Origin of the sequence: Vibrio cyclitrophicus, from assembly GCA_023206055.1 — a bacterium.
In the GTDB taxonomy this organism is placed as follows: Bacteria; Pseudomonadota; Gammaproteobacteria; order Enterobacterales; family Vibrionaceae; genus Vibrio; species Vibrio cyclitrophicus_A.
Window position 1 is genome coordinate 1,346,037 of the sequence record CP065366.1, and the last position, 18,026, is coordinate 1,364,062.

Consider the following 18,026-nt stretch of genomic DNA (forward strand, 5'->3'; position numbering starts at 1 on the left):
CCGCTCAGTGATAAGTTGAGGAAACAAAATGAAAAAGAGTGTCATTGCGCTACTAGGTTTAGCGGTTATTTTAGGCGGTTGTTCAAACAAGGTAAGCTACGGTGATGCACAAGCAGTAGAAACCACAACAATCGATTTCGGTTCAACTGACCTTCAAACGATTGCGGGTGAAATGGTCGATAGCATGATGGCGTCTGGTTCGGTGTCTTACATTACTCGTGAACAGCGTCCAATCGTGTTTGTAGAGCGAATCAAGAACAAAACAAGTGAGCACATCGATACTGAGTCAATCACTGACACTATCAGTACGAAGATGTTGAACTCTGGTAAGTTCCGTTTTGTTGATATGGACCGTGTAGAGTCTGTTCGTGACCAACTGAACTTCCAAAACAACGATGAGCTTGTAAACCAAAGTTCAGCGATTCAATTCGGTAAAATGGTTGGTGCTCAGTACATGCTGTACGGCAACCTATCAAGCATCGTTAAGAAAGCGGGTAGCGATGAAGACGTATACTACAAAATGACGATGCGTTTAATGGATCTTGAGTCTGGCTTAATTGAATGGGCTGACGAGACTGAAATCCGTAAGCAACAATCTAAGAGCCTACTGGGTCTTTAATTTCGCTTACTTGCCAACTATGCGCAGTCAGCTTTGACAGCGCTTACTCTTGAAAGTACTTGATCTTGACGGTGCGTAATCTTGAGAGTGCATAGTTTGGTCACACGCCAATGCAGTACATGATGTACTGTTAATGAAGAGACACTGGCTTTTGGTCAGTGTCTTTTTTGTAGGGAATGAAAACGTTTATAGGGAATGAGCAATGGCAATTTTTTCTTGGTCTGAGGCTAAGCTTCTTGATAATAGTTTGAGTTCGCTGGATGGTTGTTTTTCTGAGCCTCCAGTTAGAGCGCAGACATTAACTGGCGGTTTGACCAATCGATGTTGGAAGTTAGTTGATGCCGAGGGCACTGCCTATGTGTGGCGTCCAATCACACCGATCACTAAGGCCTTCTTTATTTCTCGTCATGAAGAGTATCAAGTGCTCTCGACAATTGAACGTCTTGGTATTGGACCAAGCCCTAAGGTGGTAAATGAGCAGGGTTTATTGGTTGAGTGGATTGCGGGAGAGACACTTTACGAAGATCTAGAACTCGATGAACTGTTGAAAACGCTGCTCTCTGTGCATCTGGTCAATACTGCGCGATTGCCACTGCAACCATTCAGTTTCACGGCGCGAGTTGACCATTATTGGCTGCAGCTTGATGCGGTTCATAAGACCGAAGCCTGCACTAAGATTTATCAAGAGTGGCGTGTGGCTCCGAGTATTACTAATGTTGACCTGTCTTTATGCCATTTTGACTTGGGTGGTTATAACTTAGTGAGAAACAGTGATGGCATTAAGATTATTGATTGGGAATATGCAGCATTAGCAGACCCTAGACTTGATCTTACGCTGACCATTGCTGTTGCCGGCGTGCCAGTCAAAGAAGCGGTTAACAAGTACTGTCAGCTGCGAGGCATCCATGATGTCCAACCTTGGCTTGATGGGGTAGAAGCATGGTTACCAAGAAGCCAAATGATGGCGATGCTGTGGTATTTACTTGCGCATCAGCTCTGGGGCGATGAAAGTTATCTGCGTGAAGCAGAGGCTCTGAGTGACACTTTATGTAGCTAGGATCACGTTTAGGAAGTGAAAAATATAATTTCGTTCGTGTTCCCTTTAAAACCTTATTTTTCATGTTAGATTAATTAAAACGTACCAATATTCAACAAGGAGGTACTAATGATTATTTATCTACATGGCTTCGACTCAACTAGCCCGGGCAATCACGAAAAAATACTGCAGTTGCAATTCATTGATGATGACGTGCGCTTCATCAACTACAGTACTTTGCATCCAAAACACGATATGCAGCATCTGCTAAAAGAAGTGCATAAAGTGATAGAGCAATCCGATGATCCGCATCCCATTATTTGTGGTGTAGGTTTAGGTGGTTTTTGGTCTGAGCGTATTGGTTTCTTATGTGGGATTAAGCAGGTGGTGTTCAACCCGAATCTGCAACCAGAGAACAACATGGTAGGTCGAATTGACCGCCCAGAAGAGTACGAAGACATCGCAACTAAATGTGTTGCTCAATACCGCATGAAAAACAAAGGACGCTGTTTAGTTGTGCTTTCTCGTGAAGATGAAATTCACGATAATACTAAAACAGCTGCCGCGCTAGAAGATTACTACGATGTAATCTGGGATGAGAAAGAGAATCATAAATTCAAAAAAATCTCTCAACATCTTCAAGCAATGAAAGCGTTCAAAAACGCTTAATCAACCTGGATGTTTTATAAAAGCAGCACTCGATGAGCGCTGCTTTTTTACATCTGAACCCAAGAGATTTTGTTTCATAAAACGATTATCGCTGTTTTATCGGTGAGTTTGAGTATTTAAAGATAAGTTTGTACAAACGTTAATTAATTAGTCGCGAATCCTCATTGAGGGTAAGGATTTTTTTGTTGCGGTCATCTGTTTGCTATATATAATGTTCCCAAGAAAAATATTTTGATAAATATCAAAAAAAATAGAGAGCGAGTGAAAAAACTTGCCCATAATTTGTGTTCTATCTCTCAGGTAGGCGCCTTTTTTATCCATGTGAGCAGAGCGACAAACGAATGTTTGTTGTTTGTAACCCCTCTAACTACTCGGTGAGCTGTCGTTATTCTTTTTCGCGGTTATCCAATATGTCACAGCCTTATCAACAAGGCCGAGTAGATATATAGAATTTATCGGTTGGAGTAATCGAACCGGACCCCATTTATTCATTTTGTAGAGGATTGTCATTGTGACAAAAATTATCGTAGTAGGCGGCGGTGCTGGTGGTTTGGAACTAGCAACTAAGCTAGGCCGCACTTTAGGTCGTAAGAAACGTGCCCAGATTACTCTGGTAGACCGTAAAGCAAGCCACCTATGGAAGCCATTACTTCATGAAGTAGCAACTGGCTCACTGGATGAAGGTGTTGATGCATTAAGCTACCGCGCACATGCAAAAAACCATTACTTCGATTTCCAAATGGGCAGCCTGAACGACATCGATCGTGGACGTAAAGTGATTGCACTAAGCGAACTGAAAGATGACCACGGTGAATTGCTGATGCCAAGCCGTGAACTTGAATACGATATTCTTGTGATGGCGCTAGGTTCTACGTCAAACGACTTCAACACTCCAGGCGTACGTGACAACTGTATTTTCCTTGATAGTCCAGAGCAAGCGCACCGTTTCCGTACAGAAATGAACAACCAGTTCTTAAAGCTTCACGCTAAGAACGGTCAAGGTACGGTAGACATCGCGATTGTTGGCGCGGGTGCAACAGGTGTTGAGCTTTCTGCTGAGCTTCACAACGCAGTTAAAGAGCTTCGTACTTACGGCTTCGGCGATCTAGATTCAAGCAAGCTGAATGTTAACCTTGTAGAAGCAGGTGAGCGTATTCTTCCAGCTCTGCCTCCTCGTATTTCAAGTGCAGCACACTCTGAGCTAACGAAGCTTGGTGTGAACGTTCGTACTAATACTATGGTGACTCAAGCGGATTCTGACGGCCTAACAACCAAAGATGGCGATAAGATCCCAGCTCAAATTATGGTGTGGGCAGCTGGTATCAAAGCACCAGACTTCATGAAAGATATCGGTGGTCTTGAGACGAATCGTATCAACCAGTTGGTTGTGAAAAACACGCTGCAAACAACACTGGATGACAACATCTTTGCTATCGGTGACTTGGCACAATGTACACAAGCAGATGGTTCATTCGTTCCACCACGTGCACAAGCCGCTCACCAAATGGCAAGCTGCGCATTCAGCAACATCATTGCTAAGTTGAACGGTCGTGACCTGAAAGACTACATCTACAAAGATAAAGGTTCGCTAGTTTCACTAAGCCGTTTCTCTACGGTAGGTAGCTTGATGGGTAACCTGACTAAAGGTTCGATGATGGTTGAAGGTCGTATTGCTCGTGTGGTTTACATCTCTTTGTACCGCATGCACCAGATGGCGCTTCACGGCTTAATCAAAACATCACTGATGATGTTGGTTGGTCGTATTAACCGTGTACTTCGTCCAAACCTGAAGCTTCACTAATCAGGTAAGCCTTCTAAGTGCATTACGCTGATAATAAAAAAGAGCTCTTCGGGGCTCTTTTTTGATCGTGTCGATTATGTGCTATCACTGGTATTGAACTAATTTTTGCTGTTAAGACGTTGGAGGTAGCACAGAATAAACCAGTCCATCTTTTGGCTTACCGTTAAACAGAAATCGATTCTTGGCAATGGTTTCTCGCTCAGCGCCACACTTTTCTATGAGCTTTTGGCTTGGTAGGTTCTCGGTATCACAGACAATCTCCAAACGCGTTAACTTGAGTTGCGCGAAGCAGAATTCAAATAAGGCGTGCATCGCTTCTTTGGCGATCCCTCTCCTTTGAAAGTCATCACCCACCCAATAACCTAAGCTCGCCATATTAAAGGTGTGGTAAAGCTCATTGATCGCAACCATACCGACTAGCTTATCGGTTTTTCGTTCAAAGATGCCAAAGCCAAACGCATCGGCTTTCACCCAGTTCAAGCGAGTCGCCAGAATAAACTTCTCGGCTTCGACGATAGAAAACTCGCCATGACACCAGTCGACCCATGGCAGTAAGCTAGGGGAGGACTTAACCAGCTGAGAAAATTCTTGAGCATCTGAGGCCTCAATGATTTTAAGGCTAAGGTTTTTTGTGTTGATCTGAAATTCAGGGCTCATAGGACGTACCAAGTAACGTGTAAATGTTAGGTAAGGGCGTGAATATAGCCTGTACTAATAAAACGCCCTCACAATGGAGGGCGTATTGATACAGTTCTATATAAGAACAGCTGAGTTGTTGAGCTACTCTTATTACGCTAGTTATTGCGCTACGCGTCGAACTTGAATCACCATTCCAAGAAGTGGATGGTCAAGATAGTGAGTTTCTGTACTGCGCATACGACGTTTTTGGTCCATGCGGTAGCTCTTAAGGAACTCTTGTACTTCAACTGTCGGAGAAATCTCAGTTAGGTTGCCCACTTGAACGTTACTTTCTGCATCACTTACTGGTGAATCTAGCTCGATTTGTTGCTCTTGTAGAGTCACTTCACGAACGCTAGGCGCTTTTAAATCCAATGTCGTTTCAGCGTATAGGTAATGCTGAACGTAGATTTGTAGCTTGCCGTCTAATTCGTAGAGTGGTTTATCAATAGTCTCTTCTTGGAAGCCATCAGCACCTGTTGTTGTAGCTGTGGTGGTGGTAACCGCACCTTTTTCAGAGCCATCAGCATTAAATTGTTTAGAGAAATCTTTACCTGCTTGAATGTGGAAAACAGGTGCCGAGCTCTTACCTTGGTCGCCTTGACGCCAAGCGGTATGCATCAGAACTTCAAAGCCAGCGTGTTTACGTAGCTTGTCTTTCTGAGGCGTTAATTTGTATTCCGAGTAAGGCAGCATCTGGACGCCTTTCTTTGCTCGGTATTGGGTATCTTGAAATGAACCAACACGCTCAAGTGAAATCTTAGGCTGTGTGTTAGGCCAAGACTCATTCACTTTTTCTGCATCAACAGCACGCTTAAAAATGATCACTTCTATATCAAATTGTCTCTGCGCCAAACTTGGCAGTGAGACGAACAATAGTAGCAGTGGGATCAGTCTTTTCATTTTTACTCCGTCTTCCAGCCGATCTATCGGCTGGATAATTTATATGTGCAAGTGGATTAGGCTTTATGCTGAAGGCAGCAAGTTCTGTCTGAATTCGCCCAATAAATCACTAACAAATTGAATTCGTTTTCGTCTGTCGACCAATGGTATCGTAAACTTGAACTTTGTTGGTCCTTCCATTGAAAACTTTTGCGGTTGAGATTGCAACAGTTTAACAAGGTAGGCAGGGTTTATGTCAGCATCCGGGTAGAATTCTAAGAATCCACCCTTATCGTGAGCCTCAATTTTCTTCGCTTTGATAGACGCTGCGGCTAATTTTAGCTCAGAAACTGACAACAAGTTCTTGGTTGCATCAGGCAGAAGGCCGAAGCGATCAATCAGCTCGACTTTCAACTCGGCCAATTCGTCGGTGTCACTCACACTCGCAATGCGCTTATAGGTAGACAAACGTGTATTGATGTCTGGGATGTAGTCATCTGGCAATAGTGCAGGAAGACGCATCTCAATTTCAGTTTGTTCACGCAGTAGGTCATCAAGTGATGGTTCTCGACCTTCTTTCAATGCTTCAACCGCTTGTTCAAGCATCTCCATGTACAAGGTGAAACCAACCGACTGGATTTGGCCACTCTGTTCATCACCTAACAACTCACCTGCGCCACGAATCTCCAAGTCATGGGTTGCTAGGGTAAAGCCTGCGCCCAAGTCTTCAAGTGAAGCTATCGCATCCAATCGCTTGATCGCATCTTTGGTCATTGCTTTAGGGTGTGGTGTCAACAAGTAAGCATAAGCTTGGTGGTGAGAACGACCGACACGACCACGTAATTGGTGCAACTGTGCTAAACCAAGGTTATCGGCTCTGTCCATCAAGATGGTATTGGCCGTTGGTACGTCGATACCGGTTTCGATGATGGTTGTACATACTAGCAAGTTAAAACGTTGGTGGTAGAAGTCATTCATGATGCGTTCTAGTTCGCGCTCTCGCATCTGGCCATGAGCTACGGTAACGCGCGCTTCTGGAATCAGCTTCTGTAGTGACTCGGCAGTTTTCTCGATTGTGTCGACTTGGTTGTGCAGGAAGTAGACCTGGCCACCACGCATTATTTCACGCAGTACTGCTTCTCTTACGATGGCATCATCACTCTCGCGGACGAAGGTTTTAATTGCCAAGCGTCGTGCTGGCGGTGTTGCGATGATAGACAAGTCACGCATACCACTCATTGCCATATTCAACGTTCGTGGAATAGGCGTGGCGGTTAGCGTTAGGATGTCGACATCCGCTCGCATCGCTTTCACTTTCTCTTTCTGGCGCACACCGAAGCGGTGTTCTTCATCGACAACTAATAAGCCAAGGTCTTTAAATTTAATATCACTCGAAAGCAGCTTGTGAGTACCCACCAAGATGTCGACCTTACCGTCGGTGACATCTTGCATGATCAACTTCTGCTCTTTTGCTGATTTGAATCGAGATAGAACCTCAACACGAATCGGTAAGTTGGCGAAGCGGTCACGGAAGTTTTCGAAGTGTTGTTGAGCAAGTAGGGTGGTTGGAACTAACACGGCTACTTGTTTACTGTTGTCGGTGCAAACGAATGCTGCGCGCATCGCAACTTCTGTTTTACCAAAACCCACATCACCACACACCAAGCGGTCCATAGCTTTTGCTTGGCACATATCCGACATTACGGCATTGATGGCCATCGCTTGGTCATCGGTTTCTTCAAACGGGAAGCCCGATTTGAAGGTAGCGTACTGACCACGATCGAGTACAAATTTATAGCCCGGCTTGAGCTCGCGCTTGGCGTAAACATCAAGCAGTTCGGCTGCAACGTCACGGACTTTCTCAGCTGCGCGCTTACGAGCTTTCTGCCATGCTTCACCGCCAAGTTTGTGTAGCGGTGCTGAGTCTTCAGCGCCACCAGAGTAACGTCCGATTAAGTTTAAAGAAGCAACTGGTACGTAGAGCTTGGCATCGTTTTGATATTCAAGCGTTACGTATTCGGTTTTCATGCCGCCGGCTTCGAGAGTTTGCAAGCCGATGTAGCGACCAATACCATGGTCAATGTGCACAACCGGTTGACCCGGTTTAAGTTCAGCTAAGTGGCGAATTACCGTATCGCTGTTTACGCTTTTCTTGTCTTTCTTACGACGTTGTACAACACGATCACCCAATAGATCACTTTCACAGATGAGGGCGATGTTTTGCTCTTCGTGGATAAAGCCATGCTCAGCAGAACCTAGGATCAGGGTGAACTTATCTTTACCTTTAATCGCCGCGTCGAGGTTTTCAACTTCGCTTGGACGAACTTTGATGCCTCGAAGCAATTCACTCAGTGCTTCACGGCGTCCTTCAGATTCAACTGAAAAGACCACTTTGCCTTCGAAGGCTTCAGTGAACTTTCTTAGGTTGGCTAAAGGTTCTTTATTCTGATGCTGAACGCTGAGATCAGGAAGGGACACAACCGGAAGGTTGGTACGTCCCGCTTTCTCTTCTATTGAATCTAAGCTCAGATTGACTTGCGGCTTCTGTTTGAAGTGAGCGAACAACTCATCTTTTTTCAGCCAAAGTTGTTCAGGCGTGAGCAGTGGTCGTAATGGGTCTACACCGCGCTGTTCGTATCGATGAGCAACGTCGGTAAGGAAAGCATCAACAGCTGTTTCTACGTCACCAAGAACCAAGAGTTGCGCTTCATCGGCAACGTAATCGAATAAGGTTTCGGTGTGGTCAAAAAACAGCGGTTGCCAATATTCAATACCGGCAGGCCAGGTACCTTTGGATACCTGCATGTAGACCGATTCTGGTTCACGGCGCGCATCAAATTGTTGGCGCCAACGAATACGGAAATCTTCGATTGCGCTTTCTGAAGTTGGAAACTCGTGCGCTGGCAGTAAACGGATCTCAGAGATGTCTTCGATAGAGCGCTGGTTTTCAGGATCGAAAGTACGAATAGTGTCGATCTCGTCATCGAAAAAATCGATTCGATACGGGTCTTTACTGCCCATTGGGAACAGATCGAGAATAGAACCACGGCTTGCGTATTCGCCTGGGCCAAACACTTGATCAACGTAACGATAGCCTGACTTTTCAAGCTGCAAGCGCAGTTTCTCAAGCGAGTAGAGATCGCCCGTTTTTACCATTAACGTGTGTTGTAGCAAAAAGTCTCGCGGTGACTGGCGTTGTAATAACGTGCTGATCGGAACGATCGTGATGCCATCTTTTAACGTTGGCAGTGCGTAAAGGCGTGCGATACGATCTGAGATGATCTCTTGGTGCGGCGAGAAGCTATCGTATGGCAGCGTTTCCCAATCAGGAAATAACGCAACTTCATGTGCAGTAAACTGTTCAATTTCAGATTGAAGCTTAAGTGCAACTTGTGGGTCGGGTACAGCCAAGAGTGTATGACTGTTATGCTGCTCCGCAAGTTTGGCAATGGCAAGAGCGAGAGATGAACCGACTAGGTTACCGATGTGCTTTTTGTCACCGGCACCTTTAAGTTTAGGTAGTGTAAATATGGATTTTTTAGTCATGTTAATTTACTTGTTATCTCGGTCTAGAGAGCGTTGACGCAAGAGCTTTTGCTGTTGATGAAGCGCTGCCTTGATCAACAAGTCTTGGTCAGTATCACGAAGATGAGCATATTTGAATTTGATTTCGAAGCCAGAATCTTTAGGTTCGCTAGCGAAGACTTTCGCGTAGCAATAAATAGCCGCAGCAGGGTGCTCAATAAAGAGCTTGGCCTTGACCAAGCAACCCGGTTCGATGTCTGCTTTTGAAAAACAAGAAAATTGACTCGCACCAAATGAATAGGTGTGAGTGCGAAATTTCTCATCATCTTGCTGCGATAACATAAAGCTCAGCAATAGGTTTAATTTTGAGTTTTGTGCATCCAATAAACTGGTGACATTCTTCAAGTCGCTGTTTTTCAGTTCAGCTCGAGCACTGTCGGCTAATAGGTCCAATTGGCTAAATTCACTTGCCACCACAAATGGTGCTGGGATCTCAGATTCGAATTGAATTTGAGAAGGTAAAGTGAAGCCGCTGTCCATTGGTTCAATATTAGCGGTAAGGCTATGGTGAACGGTGAAAAACTCTTGTTCTGTCATGCGTTAGTTCCTTGAAGTGATCTATTGATTATCGCTATGTGGCCGCAGTAATCAAGGTCAGTTAATTGAAAGTCTCAAATAGTTGTTTGAAAATTGGCTATTTGACAAGGTTCTGTTTTTCAAGCCTAACTAATTGAGTTAATTCACTCTATATTTTCAATTAACCCCTACACAGTAACGGCAATACCCGTTACATTAACCCGCATCTCCTTTAGATGGTTCAAAGTATGTTTCATCCTATTTCATTGTTTGTTGGCCTGCGTTATTTGAAAGGCCGTTCAGGTGATCGCTTTAGCCGTTTTGTTTCTTATATGTCGACGGCCGGAATCACCATTGGTGTGCTGTCTCTGGTTACTGTTTTATCGGTAATGAATGGATTCGAAGCGCAGTTAAAAGACCGAATTCTTGGTGTTCTTCCTCAAGCCGTTGTTTACGAGCAAGGAGGCACAACGTCACTTTCTGCTCAAGCACCTAATTTTGCAGAACAAATCTCGCTTAATGGTCACGTCGAACCGATTGTGCGCAGTGAGGCGGTGATTCAGAGTCCCGCTCAGTTATCTGCGGGTCTGTTAATCGGTATTGAACCAAATTCAGATGACCCTCTTCAGAACCACTTGATTGCGGGCAGATTGTCTTCGCTTAAGGCGGGTCAGTATCAGCTTTTCCTTGGTCATACTTTGGCGAGAAACTTGAAGGTATCCATGGGTGACAAAGTTCGCCTGATGGTGACCAGCGCGAGCCAATACACACCATTAGGTCGTATACCTAGCCAACGAAATTTCACCGTAGCCGGTATTTTTAATACGGGTTCGGATATAGATGCGCAGTTGATGGTCACACACATTCAAGATGCAGGGCGTTTGATGCGTTATAAGTCTGACACGATTTCAGGCTGGCGACTGTTTTTTGATGACCCATTCGAAGTCGCAGAGTTATCAACTCAGCCTCTGCCTGAAGGTTGGGTATGGAGCGATTGGCGTGACCAACGCGGTGAACTATTCCAAGCCGTTCGCATGGAAAAAAACATGATGGGTTTGATGCTTGGGCTGATCATCGGTGTTGCTGCTTTCAATATTATCTCTGCACTTATCATGGTGGTGATGGAGAAGCAGTCTGAAGTCGCGATTGTTAAGACCCAAGGCATGACCGATGGTCAAGTCATGGGGATCTTCATGGTTCAAGGTGCAAGCAGTGGCGTGATTGGTGCGCTCTCTGGTGGTGTGTTAGGCGTTGCCCTAGCGATGAACCTCAATACTATTTTAGAGGCGATGGGCGTTGCTCTATTCTCATTTGGTGGTCAGCTACCAATTTTGATTAACCCAATTCAAATCGCTGTTGTTGTGGTTCTTGCTATTGCACTTAGCCTGATTGCCACTGTATTCCCTTCTTATCGTGCATCGTCTGTGAAACCTGCTGAGGCCCTTCGTTATGAGTAATTTTCTTCAATGTAATGATATCCGTAAAACGTACCGTGAAGGCTCGTTAGATACTGAGGTTCTCAAGGGAGTCAGCTTTGAAATCGAAAAGGGTGAACTGGTTGCAATCATTGGTACCTCTGGTTCAGGTAAAAGTACGCTATTGCATATTTTAGGGGCATTGGATGATGCTTCTGACGGCAGTGTGAGTTTTCTCGGGCAGGACTTAGCGTCTTTGAGTTCGAATAAGCAGGCGAAGCTTCGTAATCAGCACCTTGGTTTTGTATATCAATTCCATCATCTTCTTTCGGATTTCTCGGCGCTTGAAAACGTAGCGATGCCGTTGCTAATTGGTGGTGAAAAGCCTGCTAAAGCAAAAGAAGAAGCACAACGTTTGTTGGATAAAGTAGGGCTAAGTCATCGTGTTGATCACCGACCTTCGGAGCTTTCTGGTGGTGAGAGACAACGTGTGGCGATTGCTCGAGCTTTAGTTAATAAGCCGGCTTTGGTGTTGGCGGATGAACCGACAGGTAACCTTGACCACAACACGGCGCTGTCTATTTACGATTTAATGCGTGAATTGAACCGCGAATACGATACCGCTTTCTTGGTTGTAACCCATGATGGTGAACTTGCAGGCAAGATGGATCGCCAACTGCACATGCAAGACGGTTTGTTGGTTAACGTAGAAAAAGAGGAGAGCTAAGTGTTTTCTTCTTTATCTCTATTAATAGGCGGCAGATTTAGTCGGGCGAAACAACGAGACAAGATGGTTTCTTTTATCTCTTTGTCTTCGACGATCGGTATTGCAGTCGGCGTTGCGGTGATCATCATTGGTTTATCTGCGATGAATGGCTTTGAGCGTGAACTGCAGTCCCGAGTGCTTTCTGTCATTCCTCACGGTGAGTTTGAAGGCGTGAATGAGCCTGTGACTCGTTGGGAGCATGTGATTGAGGAGTCGGTTAAGCACGATAAAGTCGTTGCTGCGGCGCCTTATGTAAAAATCACAGCACTTGCCGAAAAAGGCAAAGAGCTGAAAGCAATTGAGGTTCGCGGCGTTGACCCGCAACTTGAGCAACAAGTATCAAGTCTATCGAGTTTTATCGATAAGCAAGCTTGGAGCGGGTTTAAAGCAGGGCAGCAACAAATTATTTTGGGTTCTGGTGTAGCGAATGTGCTGGGTGCGAAAGTCGGTGATTATCTGACTTTGATGATTCCAACTGTAAACGGTTCTGTGAAGGTTCAGGCGCCAAAGCGTGTTCGAGTGAAAGTGGTTGGCTTGCTAACGCTTAATGGTCAGATAGATCACAGCTTGGCTCTGATCCCGATTGGTGATGCTCAGGTCTACGCCAACTTAGGTGAGGCGGTGACTGGAGTATCTTTGAAAGTGACCGATGTGCTGAACGCGAACTCTATTGTGCGTGAAGTGGGTAATCAGCTTGATGTGTATGTGTACCTGCGCAGCTGGCAGCAGAAGTTTGGCTTCTTGTATCGAGATATTCAACTGGTTCGTACTATCATGTATCTGGTGATGGTACTGGTTATTGGTGTTGCTTGTTTCAACATCGTCTCGACCTTAATGATGGCTGTAAAAGACAGAGCATCAGAGATCGCGATTTTAAGAACAATGGGCGCATCAGATGGTCTTGTGAAGCGCATCTTTGTTTGGCAGGGCGTATTCTCAGGTGTGTTAGGCAGTTTAGTCGGGAGTGCGATAGGTGTGTTGGTGGCGCTGAATCTCACCACGCTTATTAAAGGGCTTGAAAAGCTGGTCGATCACCAGTTCTTGTCCGGTGATATCTACTTTGTCGACTTTTTGCCATCACAACTTGATATGACGGATGTTGTTGTGGTCTCCGGTACCGCGATTGTATTGAGCTTGCTGGCGACATGGTATCCAGCATCACGCGCGGCGAAGTTAAACCCAGCCTCAGTGCTTAGTTCTAAATAGCATTAGCCTCAATAACAAATCAGTCCCGCTTCGACAAACAAAAAAGGATCCCAATGGGATCCTTTTTTATTGAATTCAATTCGTGTTCTTTACGACTTTCGTTACATGCCAATCTTGCTGAGGTAAGTGGCTCATCCGATTTTAACTTGCGTGCGTTTTAAGTGAAGCACATACAAGGTTAGATTGAATAACAAGGAATGGCGTTCAATGCCTTGCTTGTCGCTTCTTCCAACTTCTTACTACTGAGTAACGCCATAAACCGCGAATACCAAAGTAGCCAATCATTGCTGAAACCACGCCACAAATCAGACAACCCAATAAGAACGGAGGCCCTATAGTGCTCATTTGCGCCAAGATGAAGTCCCAAGACAATTCAAAATGAAAGGCTTGAGGTGGTACATGCATAACAAACGCCCCGACTTTATAAGCAAAGTAGAAGAGAACAGGCATGGTGACCGGGTTACTGATCCAAACAAGCGCGACAGCCAAAGGCAGGTTAACACCACATGCGACAGCAAGGCCTGCAGACATAATCATTTGACTTGGTAGAGGGACAAACGCCATGAATAACCCAACAGCAAACGCGCCAGCCGCAGAGCGACGATTAAGGCACCATAAATTGGGGTTGTACAAAACATTGCCAAAAACTTTCAATGCTTTCTGACGCTTGATTAGGTCATGGTCAGGCATAAATCGTTTGATAAACTTTCTTGGCATAGGAGGAAGCTACTCTCTTGTTTAACACTTGGTTCTTGATTTCATTTGCTGCGACAGTTGTGTCTGCCAGCTTCTGGCCTGTGATGCCGCATTGGGTTTGGGCACCATTGATGCTGTTGTTACTGTTAGCATCGACAAAGTATAGCGTTTTCCGGAGTGCAAGAGGTCCAGTAACAGCATTGATACTAGTTATCTGCCTAGGGAATGCGATTGAAATACAAACGAGTCGCTTATTCCAATCAGGGCAGAATACTACCATAAATGCGTCGATTGTTAGCCTTTTTAGTGAAAATAGCCACGGTTTTGAAAGCGTAATAGTAGCCAGATCAATTGGCGGCGAAAAATTAATCTTTCCTCAATTGATAAAATTGCGTTTGTTTACTCCTTTTAAGTTAACGCTTGGAGATGATGTCAATTTATCTGTGTCCATAAAGCCTGTATGGGGCAAACTCAATGAAGCCGGCTTTGATTTAGAAAAGTACTTGTTTAGTGCAGGCGTGGTTGCCAATGCAACTTACAGGGCCGATAGCAAATACCGAATTCACTCAAGCACCAACTTACGTTCTCTGTGGTTTGAAAGCAGTTTAGAAAGATTGAACCAACTAGCGAATGCAGACCTCATTATGGCGTTGAGTTTTGGTTATCGTGACCTTATTCCGCCCCAACGATGGGATTTGCTCAAAAGCAGTGGGTTGATTCACTTGATAGCTATTTCTGGATTGCATATCAGCATAGCCTTTGGTATTGGCTATCAATTGGGGAAGTTAGTTAGATTATTATCACCTCAGCTTCTTTGGCTACCTACACTGTTCGGGTTAGGGTTGGCGTCTTTTTACAGTTGGTTTGCTGGCTTTACATTACCTACGTTAAGGGCGCTCGTGATGTGTGTTATCGCAAGCTATTTTTTGTGGCGTGGTCAAAATATCAGCTTGGTCCGTTATGTGGCTTTAAGTCTGTGCGTGGTCTTATTTATTTGGCCATTCTCAGCATTGTCGAGTAGCTTTTGGTTGTCCTTTGGTGCTTTGGGTGCGGTTCTCTACATTGCTTTAAACAGTACTTCATCTTCGTTAAATATCACGCTTACGAGCCGAGTATTGGAACTCATCAAAATACAGCTAATGCTGACAATACTTATCGCTCCCTTTTCTATGTTGTTCTTTAAAGGGGTTAGCCTGATCTCGGTTTTCTATAACTTACTACTTCTGCCTTGGGTATCGTTGGTGACGATCCCGCTGTTGTTTCTGGCAATGTTTCTAAGCTTAATATCGGAGTCAGTGTCTGGTGTGGCTAGTTTAATAGCGCTAGACAACAGTTTGGTTCGTCAGCTGTGGATGTTGGTTGACTTATCGCTTGAGCCTCTCGTATTTAGCCTTCCTTTCTCTGAGCGATTTTGGATCCAAGTTGATAATCAGACGATTGCATTATCAGTATTCCTGATCTTGTTTTTGAGCTTTGTTAGTCGGTATTTCAAGCGAACATTATCGATATTAGTAACAGCAGTGTTTGTGCTGTGGTGGGAGTTCAGCAAACCCCAGCAAGACAAACTAACTATTGATATCTTGGATGTTGGGCATGGGTTGTCTTTGGTCTTGGAAAAGAACAATCAGATTGTTGTTTATGATCTTGGCAATGCGTGGCCAGGAGGCTCGGTTGTTGAGTCTTTGTTGATCCCTACTTTGAATCAGCGGGGAATTCATGAGTTAGAAGGCGTGATTGTGAGTCATTTCGATTCTGACCATGCTGGTGGTTATCCAGCGTTACTTGAGAACTATACGCCCAAGTGGATAAGAACCAGTCAGAACATTATTCAAGAACGCCAATCTACCACTCAAGCTCCGTCTAATATTCAAACATGTACTCTTGGAGATGTTTGGAACTGGCAAGATATTGTTTTTGAGGTGATGTGGCCTCCTAAGCAAGTAAAGAGGGCGTATAACCCACATTCGTGTGTGGTAAAGATTTCAGACCCTAGTGCAGATTTCTCAATGTTGCTCACTGGTGATATTGAATTGGTAAGTGAGTGGTTACTTGCTCGTGAAGGAGAACTGCTAAGGAGTGATGTAATGTTGGTTCCGCATCATGGTAGTGATTCGTCTTCGATTCAGCCCTTTATTGAAACCGTATCTCCTCAACTGGCGATAGCTTCTCTGGCCAAAGGCAATCAATGGGGAATGCCGAACGAATCAGTTGTCGGGCGGTATCAGGAAGCGGGGAGCACTTGGCTAGATACTGGAGAAAGCGGACAAATAACCATCGCTCTTAGTAAAGAAGGTTGGCAATATCATGCGATTAGAGAACAACAAGGTGGGCAATGGTATAGGCAGATGCTCCGTAAGGGAGTAGAATAGATAGACTATTGTGAGAAAATTAAGCGATTCTATGTCAACACAAACAGATGAAACTACCTGGGTCACATTTAAAAGACTTTGGACTTATATTCGACTCTATAAGGCCGGCCTAGGTGTTGCGGTAATTGCGCTTATTATAAATGCCGTTTCTGATACCTATATGATTTCTTTACTAAAGCCGTTACTTGATGAAGGCTTTGGTAATGCTGAATCTGACTTTTTACGCACGCTCCCTATTATTATCTTTGCCATGATGTTTATTCGTGGTGTCAGTGGTTTCGTCTCAACCTATTGTTTAAGTTGGGTCTCTGGCAATGTGGTGATGGAAATTCGTCGTAAGATTTTCAGTCATTTCATGCATATGCCTGTTTCGTTCTTTGATAAAGAGCAAACTGGTGCATTGCTATCTCGAATTACGTACGATTCAGAGCAAGTGTCTGCAGCAACTAGTAAAGCGTTAGTCAGTATTGTCCGTGAAGGTGCAAGTATTATTGGCTTGTTGACGCTGATGTTTTGGAATAGTTGGCAGTTGTCTTTGGTGTTATTCGCTGTAGCACCTGTTGTCGCTTGGGCTATTACCATAGTATCGAAGCGATTTAGAAAGATCTCGAAGAACATGCAGACCAGTATGGGCCATGTAGCGTCGTCTGCAGAGCAAATGTTAAAAGGGCATAAAGTGGTTCTAACTTATGGTGGTCAAGACGTCGAGAAGCAACGTTTTGATCAAGTTAGTAACCAAATGCGCCAACAGAGTATGAAGTTAGTAACCGCACAAGCGGCCGCTAACCCAATAATTCAAATGATTGCATCTGTTGCCGTTGTTACTGTTTTGATCTTAGCTAGTTTTGACTCTATTCGAGCTGAGCTCACTCCTGGTACGTTTACCGTTATCTTTTCGGCAATGTTTGGCTTAATGCGTCCATTGAAGGCGTTGACGAGTGTAACTTCTCAGTTTCAACGTGGTATGGCGGCCAGTACCACGCTATTTGGTTTGATGGATCTCGATACAGAACAAAACAAAGGTACGTTGAAACCTGCAAACGTAAGCGGTGAAGTTGCTGTAAAAGATGTGACGTTTACCTATGAGGGCGCAGAGAAACCAGCACTCGATAAGGTGAGCTTCAATATACCGAAAGGCAAAACGGTTGCGCTTGTTGGGCGTTCTGGATCGGGCAAGAGTACCATTGCCAACTTATTTACTCGTTTTTATGACGTAGACTCAGGTTCAATTGAGCTTGATGGCCACGACATTCGTGATTATGAATTGAGAAATCTGCGGGAACACTTTGCTCTTGTTTCTCAAAATGTGCATCTATTTAATGATACGGTCGCGAACAACATCGCTTACGCAACAAACGATGAATTTTCTCGAGAGCAGATTGAACATGCAGCTAAACTTGCCCATGCGAGTGAGTTTATCGAAAATATGGAAAACGGTATTGATACGGTTGTTGGCGAGAACGGTGGCAATCTATCAGGTGGTCAAAGGCAACGTATTGCGATTGCTCGAGCTCTATTGAGAGATGCACCGGTTTTGATTCTTGATGAGGCAACGTCTGCACTTGATACAGAGTCAGAGAGAGCGATTCAATCTGCACTAGAAGAACTGCAGAAAGACAAAACAGTATTGGTTATCGCACACCGACTCTCTACCATCGAGCAAGCCGATGAGATTCTAGTGGTTGATGATGGTCGTATTGTAGAAAGGGGCGCGCATGCTGAGCTAATCGCACATGATGGCGCCTATGCTCAACTGCACCGAATTCAGTTTAGCGGATAAGATTAGGT

14 protein-coding genes are annotated in these 18,026 nt (G+C 44.6%); 9 read left to right on the plus strand and 5 right to left on the minus strand.

Translation table 11 applies throughout. The features are described 5' to 3' along the window. Positions 1-28: 28 nt before the first annotated feature. The 4 genes from lpoB (at position 29) to ITG09_06055 (ending at position 4,125) form a co-directional block, all read left to right on the plus strand. Positions 29-619, plus strand: a complete 591-nt coding sequence (gene lpoB / locus ITG09_06040; GenBank protein UPR53182.1) for a penicillin-binding protein activator LpoB — start codon at positions 29-31, stop codon at positions 617-619. A gap of 202 nt (positions 620-821) precedes the next feature. Then, complete coding sequence (locus tag ITG09_06045; protein ID UPR53183.1) at positions 822-1,676, plus strand: phosphotransferase; 855 nt, start codon at positions 822-824, stop codon at positions 1,674-1,676. A 108-nt stretch (positions 1,677-1,784) separates the two neighbouring features. Beyond that, positions 1,785-2,324 (plus strand): alpha/beta hydrolase, encoded by a 540-nt coding sequence (locus ITG09_06050; GenBank protein UPR53184.1) that lies wholly within the window; start codon positions 1,785-1,787, stop codon positions 2,322-2,324. A 511-nt stretch (positions 2,325-2,835) separates the two neighbouring features. After that, positions 2,836-4,125, plus strand: a complete 1,290-nt coding sequence (locus ITG09_06055) for an NAD(P)/FAD-dependent oxidoreductase (protein ID UPR53185.1) — start codon at positions 2,836-2,838, stop codon at positions 4,123-4,125. Positions 4,126-4,236: 111 nt separating this feature from the next. Here the strand turns inward: ITG09_06055 and ITG09_06060 are convergent, their stop codons facing one another. The 4 genes from ITG09_06060 to ITG09_06075 form a co-directional block, all read right to left on the minus strand. Then, entirely contained in the window at positions 4,237-4,782 is a 546-nt protein-coding gene (locus ITG09_06060; protein UPR53186.1) for a GNAT family N-acetyltransferase, read from the minus strand. 141 nt (positions 4,783-4,923) lie between these two features. Next, positions 4,924-5,706: a peptidoglycan binding protein CsiV gene (locus ITG09_06065; protein UPR53187.1), complete on the minus strand. Its 783-nt coding sequence runs from the start codon at positions 5,704-5,706 to the stop codon at positions 4,924-4,926. A gap of 63 nt (positions 5,707-5,769) precedes the next feature. Then, positions 5,770-9,231, minus strand: a complete 3,462-nt coding sequence (gene mfd / locus ITG09_06070) for a transcription-repair coupling factor (protein UPR53188.1) — start codon at positions 9,229-9,231, stop codon at positions 5,770-5,772. Positions 9,232-9,237: 6 nt separating this feature from the next. Next, the gene (locus ITG09_06075; GenBank protein ID UPR53189.1) at positions 9,238-9,807 is read right to left on the minus strand and encodes a PilZ domain-containing protein; all 570 of its coding nucleotides are present in this window, start codon (positions 9,805-9,807) and stop codon (positions 9,238-9,240) included. Between the two features lie 227 nt (positions 9,808-10,034). On the opposite strand from ITG09_06075, the gene lolC reads away from it, so the two are divergent. From lolC to lolE, 3 genes are read left to right on the plus strand one after another with little or no spacing between them, the layout of a single operon-like run. Continuing rightward, a complete protein-coding gene (lolC, locus tag ITG09_06080) occupies positions 10,035-11,243 on the plus strand; it encodes a lipoprotein-releasing ABC transporter permease subunit LolC (protein UPR53190.1) in 1,209 nt (402 codons plus the stop codon). Continuing rightward, positions 11,236-11,928, plus strand: coding sequence for a lipoprotein-releasing ABC transporter ATP-binding protein LolD (gene lolD, locus ITG09_06085; protein UPR53191.1), 693 nt, complete (start codon positions 11,236-11,238; stop codon positions 11,926-11,928). The genes lolC and lolD overlap by 8 nt, the downstream gene beginning before the upstream one ends. Continuing rightward, positions 11,929-13,173 carry a lipoprotein-releasing ABC transporter permease subunit LolE gene (lolE, locus tag ITG09_06090; protein UPR53192.1) on the plus strand — a complete coding sequence of 415 codons (1,245 nt, stop codon included), beginning with the start codon at positions 11,929-11,931 and terminating at the stop codon, positions 13,171-13,173. A 204-nt stretch (positions 13,174-13,377) separates the two neighbouring features. On the opposite strand, the gene ITG09_06095 is transcribed toward lolE, so the two are convergent. Then, the gene (locus ITG09_06095; GenBank protein ID UPR53193.1) at positions 13,378-13,890 is read right to left on the minus strand and encodes a DUF2062 domain-containing protein; all 513 of its coding nucleotides are present in this window, start codon (positions 13,888-13,890) and stop codon (positions 13,378-13,380) included. Between the two features lie 215 nt (positions 13,891-14,105). On the opposite strand from ITG09_06095, the gene ITG09_06100 reads away from it, so the two are divergent. Then, a complete protein-coding gene (locus ITG09_06100; protein UPR53592.1) occupies positions 14,106-16,238 on the plus strand; it encodes a DNA internalization-related competence protein ComEC/Rec2 in 2,133 nt (710 codons plus the stop codon). 31 nt (positions 16,239-16,269) lie between these two features. After that, a complete protein-coding gene (msbA, locus tag ITG09_06105; protein ID UPR53194.1) occupies positions 16,270-18,018 on the plus strand; it encodes a lipid A ABC transporter ATP-binding protein/permease MsbA in 1,749 nt (582 codons plus the stop codon). Positions 18,019-18,026 lie beyond the last annotated feature (8 nt).

Bases quoted from the DNA above. Each gene is read 5' to 3' on its own strand.
- lpoB (UPR53182.1), top strand. From the start codon at position 29: ATGAAAAAGAGTGTCATTGCGCTACTAGGTTTAGCGGTTATTTTAGGC.
- ITG09_06045 (UPR53183.1), top strand. From the start codon at position 822: ATGGCAATTTTTTCTTGGTCTGAGGCTAAGCTTCTTGATAATAGTTTG.
- ITG09_06050 (UPR53184.1), top strand. From the start codon at position 1,785: ATGATTATTTATCTACATGGCTTCGACTCAACTAGCCCGGGCAATCAC.
- ITG09_06060 (UPR53186.1), bottom strand. From the start codon at position 4,782: ATGAGCCCTGAATTTCAGATCAACACAAAAAACCTTAGCCTTAAAATC.
- ITG09_06065 (UPR53187.1), bottom strand. From the start codon at position 5,706: ATGAAAAGACTGATCCCACTGCTACTATTGTTCGTCTCACTGCCAAGT.
- mfd (UPR53188.1), bottom strand. From the start codon at position 9,231: ATGACTAAAAAATCCATATTTACACTACCTAAACTTAAAGGTGCCGGT.
- ITG09_06075 (UPR53189.1), bottom strand. From the start codon at position 9,807: ATGACAGAACAAGAGTTTTTCACCGTTCACCATAGCCTTACCGCTAAT.
- lolC (UPR53190.1), top strand. From the start codon at position 10,035: ATGTTTCATCCTATTTCATTGTTTGTTGGCCTGCGTTATTTGAAAGGC.
- lolD (UPR53191.1), top strand. From the start codon at position 11,236: ATGAGTAATTTTCTTCAATGTAATGATATCCGTAAAACGTACCGTGAA.
- ITG09_06095 (UPR53193.1), bottom strand. From the start codon at position 13,890: ATGCCAAGAAAGTTTATCAAACGATTTATGCCTGACCATGACCTAATC.
- msbA (UPR53194.1), top strand. From the start codon at position 16,270: ATGTCAACACAAACAGATGAAACTACCTGGGTCACATTTAAAAGACTT.